This window comes from Geodermatophilus saharensis, from assembly GCF_900188205.1.
GTDB classification, from domain to species: domain Bacteria; phylum Actinomycetota; class Actinomycetes; order Mycobacteriales; family Geodermatophilaceae; genus Geodermatophilus; species Geodermatophilus saharensis.
The window spans coordinates 306609-321631 of record NZ_FZOH01000002.1 but is presented as its reverse complement, the minus strand read 5'-3'; the positions used below and the strand labels follow the sequence as shown (position 1 = coordinate 321631).

General features: G+C 78.8%; 14 protein-coding genes. 8 read left to right on the top strand and 6 right to left on the bottom strand.

From position 1 onward, the window contains the following. Positions 1-28: 28 nt before the first annotated feature. From CHC04_RS05785 to CHC04_RS05775, 3 genes are all read left to right on the top strand, one after another. Positions 29-511 carry a VOC family protein gene (locus CHC04_RS05785; RefSeq protein ID WP_089402936.1) on the top strand — a complete coding sequence of 161 codons (483 nt, stop codon included), beginning with the start codon at positions 29-31 and terminating at the stop codon, positions 509-511. A 42-nt stretch (positions 512-553) separates the two neighbouring features. Beyond that, positions 554-1306 carry a class I SAM-dependent methyltransferase gene (locus tag CHC04_RS05780; protein ID WP_089402935.1) on the top strand — a complete coding sequence of 251 codons (753 nt, stop codon included), beginning with the start codon at positions 554-556 and terminating at the stop codon, positions 1304-1306. 80 nt (positions 1307-1386) lie between these two features. After that, the gene (locus CHC04_RS05775) at positions 1387-2568 is read left to right on the top strand and encodes an alkaline phosphatase family protein (protein ID WP_245817014.1); all 1182 of its coding nucleotides are present in this window, start codon (positions 1387-1389) and stop codon (positions 2566-2568) included. On the opposite strand, the gene CHC04_RS05770 is transcribed toward CHC04_RS05775, so the two are convergent. The 3 genes from CHC04_RS05770 to CHC04_RS05760 all read right to left on the bottom strand — a co-directional run bounded on the left by CHC04_RS05770 (position 2565) and on the right by CHC04_RS05760 (position 5237). After that, a complete protein-coding gene (locus CHC04_RS05770; protein WP_245817013.1) occupies positions 2565-3515 on the bottom strand; it encodes a ferredoxin family protein in 951 nt (316 codons plus the stop codon). The genes CHC04_RS05775 and CHC04_RS05770 overlap by 4 nt on opposite strands. Positions 3516-3534: 19 nt before the next feature. Next, complete coding sequence (locus CHC04_RS05765; RefSeq protein ID WP_342743472.1) at positions 3535-4629, bottom strand: cupin domain-containing protein; 1095 nt, start codon at positions 4627-4629, stop codon at positions 3535-3537. A 314-nt stretch (positions 4630-4943) separates the two neighbouring features. Then, positions 4944-5237 (bottom strand): BatC protein, encoded by a 294-nt coding sequence (locus tag CHC04_RS05760; protein WP_089403354.1) that lies wholly within the window; start codon positions 5235-5237, stop codon positions 4944-4946. 212 nt (positions 5238-5449) lie between these two features. Here CHC04_RS05760 and dinB point away from each other — a divergent pair, with 212 nt between their 5' ends. Together dinB and CHC04_RS05750 are read left to right on the top strand one after the other, a co-directional pair. Then, on the top strand, positions 5450-6667 hold the full coding sequence (gene dinB / locus CHC04_RS05755) for a DNA polymerase IV (RefSeq protein ID WP_245817012.1): 1218 nt from the start codon (positions 5450-5452) through the stop codon (positions 6665-6667). A 123-nt stretch (positions 6668-6790) separates the two neighbouring features. Further along, positions 6791-7192, top strand: a complete 402-nt coding sequence (locus tag CHC04_RS05750; RefSeq protein WP_089402932.1) for a DUF3040 domain-containing protein — start codon at positions 6791-6793, stop codon at positions 7190-7192. Positions 7193-7408: 216 nt separating this feature from the next. Here the strand turns inward: CHC04_RS05750 and CHC04_RS05745 are convergent, their stop codons facing one another. From CHC04_RS05745 to CHC04_RS05735, 3 genes are read right to left on the bottom strand one after another with little or no spacing between them, the layout of a single operon-like run. Beyond that, positions 7409-9850 (bottom strand): transglutaminase TgpA family protein, encoded by a 2442-nt coding sequence (locus CHC04_RS05745; RefSeq protein WP_089403353.1) that lies wholly within the window; start codon positions 9848-9850, stop codon positions 7409-7411. After that, positions 9847-11229: a DUF58 domain-containing protein gene (locus CHC04_RS05740; RefSeq protein WP_089402931.1), complete on the bottom strand. Its 1383-nt coding sequence runs from the start codon at positions 11227-11229 to the stop codon at positions 9847-9849. The genes CHC04_RS05745 and CHC04_RS05740 overlap by 4 nt, the downstream gene beginning before the upstream one ends. Positions 11230-11232: 3 nt before the next feature. Next, the gene (locus CHC04_RS05735; protein ID WP_245817011.1) at positions 11233-12216 is read right to left on the bottom strand and encodes an AAA family ATPase; all 984 of its coding nucleotides are present in this window, start codon (positions 12214-12216) and stop codon (positions 11233-11235) included. Between the two features lie 338 nt (positions 12217-12554). Here CHC04_RS05735 and mraZ point away from each other — a divergent pair, with 338 nt between their 5' ends. From mraZ to ftsL, 3 genes are all read left to right on the top strand, one after another. Further along, positions 12555-12989, top strand: a complete 435-nt coding sequence (gene mraZ, locus CHC04_RS05730) for a division/cell wall cluster transcriptional repressor MraZ (protein WP_089402930.1) — start codon at positions 12555-12557, stop codon at positions 12987-12989. 460 nt (positions 12990-13449) lie between these two features. Then, positions 13450-14427 carry a 16S rRNA (cytosine(1402)-N(4))-methyltransferase RsmH gene (gene rsmH / locus CHC04_RS05725; protein ID WP_089402929.1) on the top strand — a complete coding sequence of 326 codons (978 nt, stop codon included), beginning with the start codon at positions 13450-13452 and terminating at the stop codon, positions 14425-14427. After that, positions 14424-15023, top strand: a complete 600-nt coding sequence (ftsL, locus tag CHC04_RS23945; protein WP_089402928.1) for a cell division protein FtsL — start codon at positions 14424-14426, stop codon at positions 15021-15023. The genes rsmH and ftsL overlap by 4 nt, the downstream gene beginning before the upstream one ends.

The following is a 15023-nucleotide window of genomic DNA, read 5'->3' as shown; positions in this document are numbered from 1 at the left end:
CCCGCCGGCCGGTCCGGAGGAGGACGCCGTGCCCAAGCAGATCCCGTGCCTGTGGTTCGACACCGAGGCGGAGGAGGCCGCGCGGTTCTACACGTCGATCTGGCCGGACTCCGAGATCCTCGGCACCGTCCGTCACGGCTCCGAGACCCCCGAGCGGGAGGGGCAGGTCCTCACCGTCAGCTGGCGGCTCGGCGACACCGAGTACGTCGGCCTCAACGGCGGCCCGCAGGACTGGCACTTCAGCGAGGCGATCTCCTTCCAGGTCCTGTGCGCCGACCAGGCCGAGGTCGACCACTACTGGGACCGGCTCACCGACGGCGGACAGGAGGCTCCCTGCGGGTGGCTCCAGGACCGCTTCGGCGTCTCGTGGCAGGTCGTGCCCACCCGCCTGCTGGAGCTGCAGAACGACCCCGACCCCGAGCGCCGCCGGCGCGCCGTCGAGGCGGTGTTCACGATGCGGAAGATCGTCGTCGCCGACCTGGAGCGGGCCGCCGACCCGGTCTCCGCCTGAACCGGCCGGTGGGCCCGACCGGCCGCCACTAGGGTCGGACGGGTGCCGCCGACCCCGCCCGACCCGTCCTCCGGCGAGCAGCTGCCCGTCCGGACCGCCGCGGTGTGGGCCGCGCTGGACCCCCTCGTGGCCGCCGGCACCCCGCTGCGGGTGCTCGACGTCGGCGGCGGCAGCGGCGGGTTCGCCGTCCCGCTCGCCCGCCTCGGGCACGAGGTCACCGTGGTCGACCCCAGCGCCGACGCCCTGGCCACCCTCGAGCGGCGGGCCCGCACGGCCGGCGTCGGCGGCCGGGTCCGCGGCCTGCAGGGCGACGGCGACCAGCTGCACGAGCTGCCCCTCGACGAGGGCCACGACGAGGGCTACGACCTCGGCCTGTGCCACGCCGTCCTCGAGGTCGTCGACGACCCGGCCACCACGCTCGGCGAGATCACCCGCGCCCTGCGCCCCGGCGGCCGGGTGAGCGTGGTGACCGCCAACCGGGCCGGCGCCGTCCTCACCCGCGCTCTCGGCGGCCACCCGAAGGAGGCCCTCGCGCTGCTCGAGGACCGCGACCCGGTGCCGGCCCGCACCCGCCCCGCCCGCCGCCGCTTCACCCCGGCCGACCTGCTCGCGCTCGTCGAGGGCGCCGGGCTGCGCGCGGGGGAGTGGCGCGGCGTCGCCGTCGTCGCCGACCTGCTCGACACCGCCTCCGGCGCCGACCCGGCCGCGGTCCGCCGGCTCGAGCTCGCCCTGGCCGGCACCTCGCCCTACCGCGACGTCGCCGCCGGGCTGCACGTGCTGGCGAGTCGGCCCTGATGTCCTCTCAGATCCGGCCCCGTCCCGGGTCCCGCCCTGAGCCTGCGAAGGGTGGGGAGGACGGGGTCCTCCGACCGCCCGTGACGCTGCCCGAAGGACTGGTCCTGCCCGCCTACGGCCGGACCACCCTCGCCGACGTCCTGCCCGGCGTGGCCACCGCCCTGGGCGTCGACGTCGACCGCGCCGGCCTGCCCGCCGACCCGCTCGGGCTCACCGCCGCGCTGGCCGGGGCACGGCGGGTCGCCGTCCTGCTCGTCGACGGCCTGGGCGCCCGGCTGCTGCGCGCGCACGCCACCCTCGCACCCACCCTCGCCGGGCTGGCCTCGCCAGTGGGCGACCTCGACGCCCCCTGCCCGAGCACCACCCCGGTCAGCCTCGCCACCCTCGGCACCGGCGTGCCCCCCGGCGGGCACGGCGTCCTCGGCTTCGTCACCGCCGTCCCGGGCGAGGGCCGGCTGCTCAACCACGTCCAGTGGGCCGACGACCCCGACCCGCGCGACTGGCAGCCCCGCCCGACCGTCTTCGAGCAGGCCGCCGCGGCCGGGCTGCCGGTCACCGCGGTCGCCCCCTACGCCTACCGGGGCTCGGGGCTGTCCACCGCCGCCTACCGGGGCGCCGGCTACGCCGGGACGGTGAGCGCCGGCGACCTCGCCGCGGTGCTGCTGCAGTCCCTGGCCGCGGCCCCCACCGGCCTGGTCTACGGCTACACCCCCGAGCTCGACCTCACCGGCCACGTCCGCGGCGTCGACTCCGACAGCTGGCGGCTGCAGCTGGCGCTGGTCGACCGCGTCGTCGAGCAGGTGGTCACCGGCCTGCCCGACGACGCCGCGCTCCTGGTCACCGCCGACCACGGCATGCTCGACGTCCCCGCCACCACCCGCGTCGACGTCGACGACGAGCCCGCCCTCCTCGACGGCGTCGCGCTGCTCGCCGGGGAGCCGCGGGCCCGCTACGCGCACGCCCTGCCCGGCGCCGCCGGTGACGTCCTCGACGCCTGGCGCGGCGTCCTCGGCGAGCGCGCCTGGGTCGTCGGCCGCGACGAGGCGGTGGCCAGCGGCGTCTTCGGCGACGTCGACGGCGCGCTCGCCGCCCGCATCGGCGACGTCGTCGCGCTGGCCCGCGGCCCGTGGGCGATCACCGCGTCGGCCACCGAGCCCGGCCCGAGCCGGCTGGCGGCCTACCACGGCTCGCTGACCGGCGCCGAGGTCGCCATCCCGCTGCTGCTGGCCCGCGGGCGCGCGCTCGAGGGGACGGGCAGCTAGGAGATCGACAGCACCGTCCACGCGCGGGGGTGGGCGGGGTGCACGGCCCGGCAGGTCAGCTGGGCCGCCTCCGCCGTCGGCCGGCTCTCCACCCGCACGACGACGTCGCCGTCGGGGCCGACGAGCACCACCTCGACCCGCTCGATGCCGGCCGCGGCCTCGGCGTCGGTGCCCGGCAGCCGGTGGGTGCCGCGCAGCGGCAGGTCGTCGACGCCGAGCAGTCCCAGCCGCTCGCGGACGGCCTGCTGGGCGGCCTGCGCCGGCATGGGCAGCCCGGTCCGTCCGCGCAGCCAGGGCAGGGCCACCTCGCCGCGGGCGTGCGCGGTGACGAGGTCGGCGCCGTCGCCGGGCACCTGGGCGTAGGCGAAGCCGTGCGGCAGCACCAGCACGTTGGTGGCGAACCGGCAGCCGCCGAGGTGGCTGCACTCCCACACGTCGGGCGCGGGCAGCGCGCGGGCCAGCGGCCGGCCGCGCAGCGCGCAGCAGGCGTCGTGCTGTCCGTGGGTGCACACCAGGTAGACGGGGCCGTCGGCGCGCTCGCCCATCGAGCCGTCCCAGGGCGCCTCGAGCAGGTCGGCGTCGGTCTCGCGGGTCGACCACCACAGGCCCTCGCGGCCCGGCCTGCTGTCGGCGTAGGCCCAGCGGTGCCCGGACTCGGCCAGCCGCTCCCCGGGGCGGCGCACCAGCAGCACCCGGGTGCCCTCGGCGCGGGCGCGGGCGGCCAGGCGCGGGGCGACGGCGGCGTCGAAGCGGGACTGCAGGAGCGCGTCGGGCCCCCACGGCCCCGGCTGCTCGACCAGCAGCCAGCGCTGCGCCGGCCCGGCCGTGGCGACGGGGGAGTCGCCGCGGACCAGGGCGGTCACCGAGCAGCGCGTCGGGTCCAGCCGGCCGACGCGGACCGGCCGGGACGTCGGGGAGGGGTCGGGCTGCGCCGGCGCGGTACTCACCCGGGGGAGGGCGGCGGGCTCACGACCCGGTCCCGAGGGCGTCGGCACGCTCCCCATCGTCCCCGCCCGCGTCCGGGGCCGGGGCACCCGGTCCGGCCGGGCCCGGCTCGGGGGCGGTGGCCGGCACCCCGTCGGGCGAGCCGTCGACGTGCGCGTCGGCGACCACGACGATCGACTCGGTCACCAGCCGCCGGGCCAGGGTGAGCCGGTCGGCCGGGTCGAGGCCGGCCAGGTCGGCGACCTCGAGCTCGCCGGCGGTCAGCAGCGCCTCGAGCGCGGGGCGGGTGGTGGCCGGGAACTCGTGCGTGCGGCGCCCGCCGATCAGGGTGACGCGGTCGCCGCCGGCCGGGTGGGCGGGGGAAGGACGCAGGGACACCCGCAGGCGGCGGCGCAGCCGCAGCACGGTGTCGGGGGTCAGGGCCGCGGCGGCGGTCGCCTGCGCCAGCGGCGCGACCGGCTCCGGGCGCACCTGCGCCCACGTGCGGCCGCGCACCCGGTCGGCGACCCGGTCGGGGTCGACCCGGCCCAGCCAGCCCTGCAGCGCGCCGACCACGGCGGCGACGTCGTCGCGCAGGGCCGCGGGGTCGGCGAGGTCCACGCCCAGCGGCAGCGCCCGGCGCAGCTCGACGTCGTCGGCGGCGAGCACCCGCACCAGGTCCAGCGCCGCCTCGACGGCCGACCAGCGGGTGACCGAGTGGACGCCGACGGTCAGGTGGGCGCTGGTCTGCCCCAGCGCCACCGCCGAGTGCAGGTAGCCGCGCGGCAGGTAGAGGGCGTCCCCGGGGCGCAGCACCGCGTCGATGACCGGCTCGCGCTCCGCGGCCGCGGCGACCTCGGCGGCGCGGTCGTTCCACGGCTGGCTGCGCAGCGGCTCGGGGAGCACCGGCTCGTGGATCGTCCAGTGCTTCTCGCCGGCCACCTGCAGCACGAAGACGTCGTGCACGTCGTAGTGCGGGCTGAAGCCGCGCGAGGACGGCGGGGTGACGTACGCGTTGACCTGCGTGGGGTGCCCGAGGTCGGCGGCGAGCTGGTCGGCGAACTCGATCAGCGGCGGCCAGAGCCGGTGCAGGCCCTGCAGGACGACGGTGCTGCCGTCGGCGAACAGCCTCAGCACGGCGTCGGAGGAGACCTGGTCGGCGATCTCGGCGCCGGCGCCGCCGGAGGTGGTGAACCGCGCCGCATCGACGACGGCGCCGTCCTTGGCGATGCGCAGGAACGGGGTGCGCAGCCCGCGGCGGGAGAGCAGCTCGTCGACGTCGGCCAGCGTCAGCAGGTCGGCGAAGGACTCCCCGGTGTCCTCGGCGCGGGTGAGCAGCGGGCGGCGCGACCAGTGCCGCTCGGCGAAGACCGCGGGGTCGAGGTGGGTGCACCGGCGCAGGGCCGGGCGGGGGTCAGCCCCGCCCGGCCCCGCGACGGCCGGGTCCTGGCTCAGGCCGAACCGTCCGCGCCGCCGTCGGCACCACCGTCGGCACCGCCGTCGGAGCCGCCACCGGCCGCACCGCCGTCGGCCGGGCCGTGCCCGGCGCCGCCGTCGGCACCGCCGTCCGCGCCCCCGTCGTGGCCGGCACCGCCGTCGGCCGTGCCGTCCGCGCCGCCGTCGTGGCCCGCGCCGCCATCGGCACCGCCGTCGGCACCGCCGTCGTGCTGGCCGGGCGTGCCCTCGCCGGCACCGCTGTCGGCCGGACCCTCCACGCTGGTCATGTCGTCGTCGTCGAGCGCCATCGAGCTCCTCCGGTGCTGATCGGCGCCGGCCGCCGGGCGGCGGTCGGTCGTGTCCCACCTACCTCGTTCGCGGGGCGGTCACACATGCGGCCACCTGCGAGTTCGTGCCGTTCCGGGACACGCCGGGGAGCCCGCCGGCACCGCGCGCCACGGACCCGGCCGGACCGTTACCCTCCCCGGGTCGGTCCGAACAGGTGTTCGAGGGAGGGGTCGTGGCAGCGGGGCGGGCGGAGGGGTGCACGGTGCTGCACGTCGACATGGACGCCTTCTTCGCCAGCGTCGAGGTGCGCCGGCGCCCCGAGCTGGCCGGCACGCCGGTCGTCGTCGGGGGCGCGGGCAACCGCGGGGTGGTCACCTCGGCCACCTACGAGGCGCGCGCGTACGGCGTGCACGCCGCCATGCCCACGGCCCGGGCGCTGCGGCTGTGCCCGACGGCGACCGTGCTGCCCGGCGACATGGCGCTCTACGCCGAGGTCTCCCGCTCGGTCATGGCGCTGTTCCGGTCGGTCACCCCGCTGGTGGAGCCGCTGAGCCTCGACGAGGCGTTCCTCGACGTGTCGGGGGCCGGCCGCCGACTGGGCGACGCGGCGCAGGTCGGCGAGTACCTGCGCGCCCGCGTCTACGACGAGCAGGGCATCACCTGCTCGGTCGGCGTCGCCGGCACCAAGTTCGTGGCCAAGCTCGCCTCCACCCGCGCCAAACCCGACGGGCTGCTCGTCGTCCGCCCGGCCGAGGTCATCGACTTCCTGCACCCGCTGCCGGTGGGCGCGCTGTGGGGCGTCGGCGCGAAGACCGAGGAGCTGCTGCTGCGGCTGGGGCTGCGCACCATCGGCGACCTGGCCCACGTGCCGGTCCGCACGCTGCAGCGGGCGGTGGGCCCGGCGGCCGGCGCGCACCTGCACGAGCTGTCCTGGGGCCGCGACCCGCGCCGGGTGGTGCCCGACGAGCCGGAGCGGTCCACCGGGCACGAGGAGACCTTCGCCACCGACGTCGACGACCCCGCCGTCGTCCACCGGGAGCTGCTGCGGCTGGCCGAGCGGACGGCGGGCCGGCTGCGGGCGGGCGGCTGGCTGGCGCGCACGGTGAGCATCAAGGTCCGCTTCGCCGACTTCACCACGATCACCCGCAGCCGCACCCTCGACGTCCCCACCGACGTCGGGCAGGACCTCTACGAGACCGCCCGCGCGCTCTTCGACGCCCTCGGCCTGGACCGGGCGCGGCTGCGGCTGGTGGGCGTGCGGGCCGAGCGGCTGGTGCCGGCCGGGTCGGCGCCCCGGCAGCTGCAGCTCGGCGAGCGCGAGCACGGCCGCCGGGACGCCGAGCTGGCCGCCGACCGGGCCGCCCGCCGGTTCGGCGCGGGGGCCGTCCGGCCGGCCACGCTGCTGCACCGCGACCGCGACCGGCGGGTGCGCGACCGCCCGGGAGGGTGACCGGAGACGATCACCGGCGGGTCGCCGCGCGCTCGCCTTTCGCACCCCGCGAACGGCTCGTATCCTCGGAGGCACCGCCGGGGTGACCCCGGCGGTATTGGCTTGGCCCATCTGGAGGTCTCGGTGCCGCTCTCCGAGCACGAGCAGCGACTGCTGGAGCAGATCGAGCGCGCCCTCGTCGACGACGATCCCAAGTTCGCCTCCTCCGTCCGCACGGGTGACCGCAGGCTCAAGGCCCGGCGGAAGCTGCAACTCGGTGCGCTGCTGGTGGTCGTGGGCCTGGCCGTCCTCGTCGGTGGCGCGGTCGTCCCGTCCGTCCCCCTCGGGGTCCTCGGGTTCCTGGTGATGTTCGGCGGTGCCGCGCTCGGCGTGCTGAACTACCGCAGCGCCACCGGCGCGGTCGAGACCGGCCCGGTCGGCGCCCGCGGCGGGAGCACCGCGGCCCGCGGCCGCGGCGGCCGGCCCCGCCGTCAGCCGCTGAAGAACCGCCTCGAGGAGCGCTTCCGCCGCCGCTACGACCAGTAGCCCCTCCGCTCGGCCGACGGCCGCCGTCCCCTCCGGGACGGCGGCCGTCGCCGTTCGGCGGGCCCGTTCCCCGGACGGTGTGCGCCGGCGCGGCGTCCCCGTCCCGATCGTGCGGCGTCGGCGCACACGCCCGGCGGCCCGGTGACGTGCCGGAACGGCCCCCTCCCCGGGCCCCGCCCTGAGCTCGCGAAGGGCGGGGAGGAAGGGGGCCCTCCGTCAGGCGGTGCGGCGGGGGAGCCGGCCCAGCAGTGCCCGGGCTGTGCCCCCGAGTCCCTCGACCAGCGAGGCCGGCCACAGCCGCGCCAGCAGCCGGGTGCGGGCCGGGACCGCCGCGACCAGCCCGTGCCGGGCCGTCCGCAGCGCGGCCACGGCGGCCGGATCGCCGGAGGCGGCGCCGGGAGGGCCGTAGCGGGCGGCCTCCTCCGCGCGGGCCAGCCGCTCGACCGCGTCCCCCGCGCCCGGCCGGGACCCCCCGCCGCGCCCGGGCCCGAGCGCGCGGGCCAGGGCCGCCGCCTGCCGGCGCGGGGTCAGCGCGGGGTCCCAGGGCAGGCCGAGGTCGCGGGCGGTGGCGGCCAGTTCGTCCCACAGCGCGCCCGGGCTGCCGTCGGCCACCCGGCGGCGGCGCTGCAGCGCCCGCGCGCCGGCCGGGGTGGCCACGAGCGCGGCCAGCCCGAGCAGCACGCCGGCGCCGACCAGCACCGGCCGCGCCGACGACGTCTGCCCGGCGGCCGCCGACCCCTGCTGCGCGCCGTCGTCGAGCCGGTCCTGCCGCGGCGCGGGGGTGGGCTGGACCGGGGTCGGCGCGGTCGGGACGTCGGTCGGCCGCTCGAGGACCTCCTGGTCGGCCGGGCGCGGCGCCCAGGGCAGGTCGACGGCGCGGTCGCTGTCGATCGGCGTCGGGTCGAACGGGATCCAGCCGAGGTCGTCGAAGTAGACCTCCACCCAGGCGTGGGCGTCGTCGCTGGTGATCAACCGGCTCCCGCCGGGCTGCAGCCGGCCGGGGGTGTAGCCCAGCGCCACCCGCGCGGGGATGCCGGCGGCGCGGACCATGGCCGCCATCGCCCCGGCGTACTGCTCGCAGTAGCCCTGCTTGAACCGGAGGAAGCGGGCCAGGTCGTCACCGGCGGTGCCCGGCGCGGTCGCCAGGCTGTAGACGAAGCCGTTCGCCCGGGAGAAGTGGTCGTGGATGGCGCGGACGGCCTCGTACGGGCTCGCCGCGCCGGCGGTCAGCCGGGCCACCAGGTCGGTGACCTCGGGGTCCAGGGGCGGCAGCGCGGTGCCGCGCTCGAGCACCGGGTTGCCGGGTGCCAGCGGCCCGGCCTCGAGCAGCTCCTCCTCGCTGGGCTGGGCCTGCACGGCGCCGACCCGGTAGCTGGTGCGGGCGGTGGTCACGTCGCGGCCGAAGACGGTGCCGGTGGCGGGGTCGAACCGCCACGCCTCGGGGTCGGCGATCTGCACCCGCAGCGGGGAGGGGAGCACCGGCAGGAACCGGTCGTCGTGCCCGATGGCGGTGATGGTCGCCTCGACGCGCCGTCCGTCGCGCCGGCCGGGCAGCGGCGCGAGGTCCTGCGACTGCGCCACCGAGCTCTCGCCGTCGAGGTTGCCGATGGTCCAGCCCTGCTCGGCGTCGTAGGCGTCGAGGGTCACCACGCGCAGGTAGCCGGGATCGGGGACCGAGGCGTCGACGCGCAGCAGGTCGATCGGCTCGGGCAGGGTGAGCTGGCCCTGCAGCGCCGCGGCCGGGTCGAGAGCGGTGCCGGTGGCCCCGCCCCCGCCGCCGCCGGGACCGAAGCCGGCGGCCAGCCGGCCCTCGGGGAGGGTGGGGACGAGGCTGCCGACGACGAGGGCGGCCGCCAGCGCGGCCAGCGCGGTGCCGGCGGCCGCCGCCGCGCCCGCCCCGGAGCCGCGGCCGGCCCGGCGGGCGCGGCGGGTCAGCCGCCGCGCCTGGTCCGACCACAGCAGCAGCGCCAGCCCGGCTGCCGGGGCGGCCAGCGCGACCAGCCCGACGTCACCGGTGACCGTGCTGACCGGCACGCAGAAGAGGACCAGCAGGCCCAGCCCGGCCAGCGCCGGCTGCCGCCCGCCGACGGCGATCAGGTCGACGGTGACCGCGACCATCCCGACCAGCAGGACGGTCAGCGCGAGCAGGCCGGTCAGTGGCAGCGCCGGCGTCGCCTGCTCGCGCAGCTCCGCCGACCCGTCGGTGAGGACCACGGCGAGGTCGCGGAGGCTGCGCGGGGTGGGCAGCCACCCGGCGAGGGCGCGGTCGGGGGCGAACAGCGCCGTCATGAGGGAGGTGAGGGCGGCGAGCTGGGCCAGCGGGACCAGCGGCACGCCGGCGGCCGCGACGCGGGCGGGCGCCGGCCGGCCGCCCGACGCCCACTCCCACAGCGCCGGACCGGCCGCGCGCAGCGCGAGCCCGGTGAGCGCGACGACGGCGATCGCCGCCAGCGCCGGCGGCAGCCACGCCGGGCGGGTGAAGACCGGCAGCAGTGCGCACGCGCCGAGCGCGGTGGCCACCGCGGCGGCGAGGGTGGTGGGGCCGTCGTGCTGCCCGGCCGCGGCCGGCCGCGCCGGGGTCGGGCGGGCGGCGGGGGTGGGCGGCCGGGGCGGCGGCAGCGGGGCCGACGGCGCCGGCGGCGGGGCGAGCGTCGTCATGCCGGCACCCCCGCGGGACGGGCGGCGGTGCCGCGCTGCGCGGCGAGCTCGGCCCACACGGCCTCCACCGAGGAGCCGGCGCCGGCGACGGTGACCTGCCAGCCCGCGCCGCGCAGCAGCGACGCGGACTCCTCGACCTGCGCGGCCAGGTGCGCGCGGGCGGTGGCCGACAGGCCCCGGCGGGTGCGGCCGCCGGCCTCGGCCCAGCTGGCCACGTCGAGGAGGACGGCGACGTCGCTGTGCGGGCCCGAGCGGGCCGCGAGCAGTTCGGCGAGGTCGTCGGGGGCGACCGCGCCGAGCACCGCCACCACCGGCGCGTCGCCGGCGACCCGGCGCAGCTGCTCGACGGCCGGCCGCAGCGAGGACCCGCGGGTCGGGGAGAGCACGGCCAGCCGGTCGAGCAGCTCGGTGGGGCCCAGCCCGCCCGTGCCCTCCGCCGGGCGCAGCTCGCCCTCGGCGGTCACCACGCGCAGCGCCGAGCCGCGGCGGGCCAGCGCGCTGCCGATGCTGGCCGCGGCCTCGACCAGCCACTCGAGGCTGTCCGGCGGCGGGGCGGGGTCACCCGGCGGCCCGGGCACGGCGGGTGTGGCGGCCGGCCCCGGACCCGCGGCCCGGACGAGCAGGTGGGCGTGCACCCGGGTGTCGAGCAGCAGCGCGGCCTGCGCCCGCCACGGCCGTTCCTCCATCCGCACCATGAGCTCGCCGGTGCGCGCCGTCGCCCGCCAGTGCACCTTGCGCAGGTCGTCGCCGTGCCGGTACGCGCGGGTGCTGACGTCGTCCTCGCCGTGCACCGCGATCGAGCGGCGGGCGCCCTCGCCCCCGCCACCGTGCCCGCCGGCCGGGCCGCCGGGACCCAGCGGCCGCACCCGGGGGACGACCACCAGCGGCGTGCCGTCGCTGCCGCTGGTGGTGCGCTGCACCAGGCCGAAGGGGTCGACGAGCCGCAGCTGCAGCGGGCCGAGGCGGAACCGGCCCCGGCGGCCGCCGTGCACCCGGTAGGGCAGCGCGGCGGCCCGCCCGCCGGGGAGCCGCTCGACGACGAAGCCGGGAGAGCGCCCCAGCTCGGCCGGCAGCTGCTCCGACAGCAGCCACAGCCGGCCGGTGCGCCGGTCGGCGTTGGTGACCTCGAGCAGCACGTCGGCGCCCTCCCCGCGGGGGACGCGGGCCGGGGTCACCGTGCGCCGGACGCCCACCCGGAACCGCTGGCGGGCGACGGCGACCGCCGACAGCAGCGGCAGCGCGAGCAGGAAGACGGCGATCTGCACCAGGGGCCGCTCACCGAGCAGCGCGCCCAGCGCCAGCAGCGTGAGCCCCGCGGCGACCAGGCAGCGGCCGCGCAGCGTCAGTGACGTCAGCGCCGTCCGGAGCGGGCCGGCCACGGCTCAGCGCCCGCGGAGGACGGGCACGCTGCCCAGCAGCCCGCGCACCACCTGCTCGGGTGTGCGCCGGGCGGCGGCGGCGTCGGCGGTGAGCAGCAGGCGGTGGGCGAGCACCGGCAGGGCCATCTCCTGGACGTCGTCGGGCAGGACGTGGTCGCGGCCGGCCAGCGCCGCCGAGGCCCGGGCGGTGCGCAGCAGCTGCAGGCCGGCCCGGGGCGAGGCGCCCAGGCGCAGGTCGGGGGAGCGGCGGGTGGCCTCGACCAGCGCGACGACGTACCGGCGCAGCGCGTCGGAGACGTGCAGCGTGCCGACGGCGGCGACGAGAGCGCGCACCGTGCCGGCGTCGGCCACCGGGGCGAGCGTGGCCAGCGGGTCGCCGGTGCCGCGGTCGTCGAGCATGGCGACCTCGGCCTCGCGGTCGGGGTAGCCCATCGACACCCGTGCGGTGAACCGGTCGCGCTGGGCCTCGGGGAGGGGGTAGGTGCCCTCCATCTCCACCGGGTTCTGCGTGGCCATCACCAGGAACGGCCGGGCCAGCTCGTAGCTGACGCCGTCGACGGTGACCTGCCGCTCCTCCATGCACTCCAGCAGCGCCGACTGGGTCTTGGGCGAGGCCCGGTTGATCTCGTCGGCGACGACGACGTTGGCGAAGACCGCGCCCGGCCGGAACTCGAACGCGCGGGTCTCCTGGTCGTAGATGGACACGCCGGTGACGTCGCTGGGCAGCAGGTCGGGCGTGAACTGGATGCGGCGGACGCTGGCGTCGATCGACGCGGCCAGCGCCTTGGCCAGCGTCGTCTTGCCGGTGCCGGGCACGTCCTCGACCAGCAGGTGACCCTCGGCGAGGAGCACGACCAGGGCCAGGCGGACGACGTCGGGCTTGCCCTGGACGACCCGCGCGACGTTGGCCGTGATGCGCGCGCCCTCCGCGGCGACGTCGACCGGCAGCCCCGCCGTCCCGTCCGCCGCACGCATGGTGTCGGTCACCCGGCCCACGGTACGTGCCCACCGCCGTTCCGGAGCAGGTCCGCGCACCGGCTGCCGGGGACCGTCCGGAGACCCCACCGGCACGGTCGGCAGGGGCTCCCGGGCCGGCCCCGCGGGGGTCGCGCGCCCCACCCGGCCCCACCCGCGCCCCCCTGCCGGCGGGGAGCCCGGGGAACCGCCGCTGACCTGCGCGGGGAGCGGTGGGGAGAACCGGTCACGACATGGTGTCGAGTGGTGTTGGGTGGGGCGTAGTGGGTTAGTGTGTGGCGCGGTGGGGAGCCAGGGCCCGTCCCGGGTCCGCAGTGGACGCGAGGAGGGCGCATGGGGGAGGTGATCCGGTGTTCGTCGGCAGCTACTCGTTGCGGCTCGACGAGAAGGGCCGGCTCGCGCTCCCCGTGCGCTTCCGGGACCAGGTGGCCGACGGCATGGTGATCAAGAAGGGCCAGGAGCGCTGTGTCTACGGCCTCACCATGGCCCGCGTCGCCGAGCAGAGCCGCGCCGCCGCCGCGATGGCCCCCGCCGACACCGCCGAGGCCCGCATGCGCGCCCGCCTGAGCTTCGGCTCGATGGTCGAGGTCGAGCCGGACAAGGCCGGCCGCATCACCATCCCCGCGAGCCTGCGCCAGTACGCCGGCCTCGACCGCGACGTCGTGGTGGTCGGCGTCGACACCCGCTTCGAGATCTGGGACCAGGCCACGTGGGACTCCTACGAGGCCGAGCAGGAGGCGGCGTTCGCCGCCATGGAGAGCGAGGGGATGCCCACGCTGTCCTGACCCCGTCCAGCCGGTCGCCCCGGCCGCCGCGCACCCGACCGCGAGCCGACTTCCCCGCGGCTCGACCGGGTACGGCCCGAACCGCCTTCCCCGCGGCTCGGTCCCCGCGCGGACCCCGGCGTCCCCACGCCACCGGCCCCGCCGGTGACCGGCATCGGCGGCCTCCGCCCCCCGCGGCCCCCTCCTGACGCACTTCCCCGGCGCCAGGCGGTCCCGCGGGGGGTGGGGGTCCCCACCCCCGCTCCACCCCGCCCCCCGGACCCCACACGGCCCCACCCGCGCGTCCCGCCCGGGTGGCCTCCGGCCTGCCCGCGCCCTGCCGCACGGCGTCCCTCGCGTCCCGTCCGTCCCGCGGCACGCCGCCGAGCTCCCCCAGCCGACCCGCTGCCCGCGCCACCATGGGCGCACCCGACCGGCGACGACGCGTCCCGCGCGGGAGCCCGACCCGAGGAGACCGACGATGAGCACGCCCGAGCCGACCCGGCCCGCGGTGCACGTGCCCGTCCTCCTCGACCGGGTCGCCCAGCTGCTCGGCCCCGCCTGCGCCCGCGACGGCGCCGTCCTCGTCGACGCCACCCTGGGCCTCGCCGGGCACGCCCTGGCCCTGCTCGACGCCCACCCCGGCCTGCGGCTGGTCGGGCTCGACCGCGACCCGCACGCCCGCGTCGAGGCCGCCGCCCGCATCGCCGCCGCCGGCCACCGCGACCGCGCCACGCTGGTGCCGGCCGTCTTCGACGAGCTGCCCGACGTCCTCGACCGGCTCGGGCTGACCGAGGTGCAGGCGGTGCTGTTCGACCTCGGCGTGTCCTCGCTGCAGCTCGACCGCGCCGACCGCGGCTTCAGCTACGCCGCCGACGGCCCGCTGGACATGCGCATGGACCCCGACGCGCCGAGGTCGGCCGCCGACGTCGTCAACACCTACTCCGCCGCCGAGCTGACCCGGGTGCTGCGGGTCTACGGCGAGGAGCGCTTCGCCGCCCGCATCGCCGGGGCGATCGTGCGCGAGCGCGCCCGCGAGCCGTTCACCGGCACCGAGCGGCTGGCCCACCTGGTGCGCGAGTCGATCCCGGCGGCCACCCGGCGCACCGGCGGCCACCCCGCCAAGCGGACCTTCCAGGCGCTGCGGATCGAGGTCAACGACGAGCTGGGGGTGCTGCAGCGGGCGCTGCCGGCGGCGCTGGATGCGCTCGCGGTGGGCGGCCGCATCGCCGTCATCACGTTCCACTCGCTGGAGGACCGGATCGTCAAGCAGATCCTCGCCGCGGGCGCCACCGACCGGACGCCGCCGGAGCTGCCGGTCCGGCTGCCCGAGTACGGCCCGGTGCTGCGGCTGCTCACCCGTGGCGGCGAGGCGCCCTCCGAGGAGGAGCTCGCCGCCAACCCGCGGGCGGCCTCGGCCCGCGTCCGGGCCGCCGAGCGCATCCGGAGAGCCGCGTGAGCGCCGCTGCCCGCGCGCCGCGCGACGGCGCCACCCGCACCACCCCGAAGGCGACCGCCACGCCGCAGACGCCGCACGTGGTCCCGTCCCGGCCGCTGCGCGCGCTGCCCTCCCGGCCGGTGCGGACGCTGCCCTCCCGGCCGGTGCGCGGCGTGCCGGTCCGGCCCTCGCGCGGCACCGGTCCGGCACCGGGCGTGCCGTCGACGGCCGAGCCGCGGCCGGCGAGCGGCGTCGCCGGCCGGGCGCGCGCCGCGGCCGCCGGCCGCCGGGCGCCGTTCGTGCTGTTCGTCCTCGTGCTCCTGGTGGCCACCACCATCGGCCTGCTGGTCCTCAACACGGCCATCGCGGTCAACTCGCTCAAGGCCACCGAGCTGCGCGCCGCCAACGCCGAGAAGGCCGAGGAGGTCCAGCAGCTCGAGCAGCAGGTGGTGGCCGGCGGCGCCCCGGCCCAGCTCGCCGCCGCCGCGGCCGCCGCCGGGCTGGTCCCCGCCGGTGCCGCCGCCTACCTCGTCATCGGTCCCGACGGGAGCGCCACGCTGCGCGGCACCCCCGAGCCGGCGCCGGGCCCCGAGCAGCCCGCAGCGGACGGCGGCTGA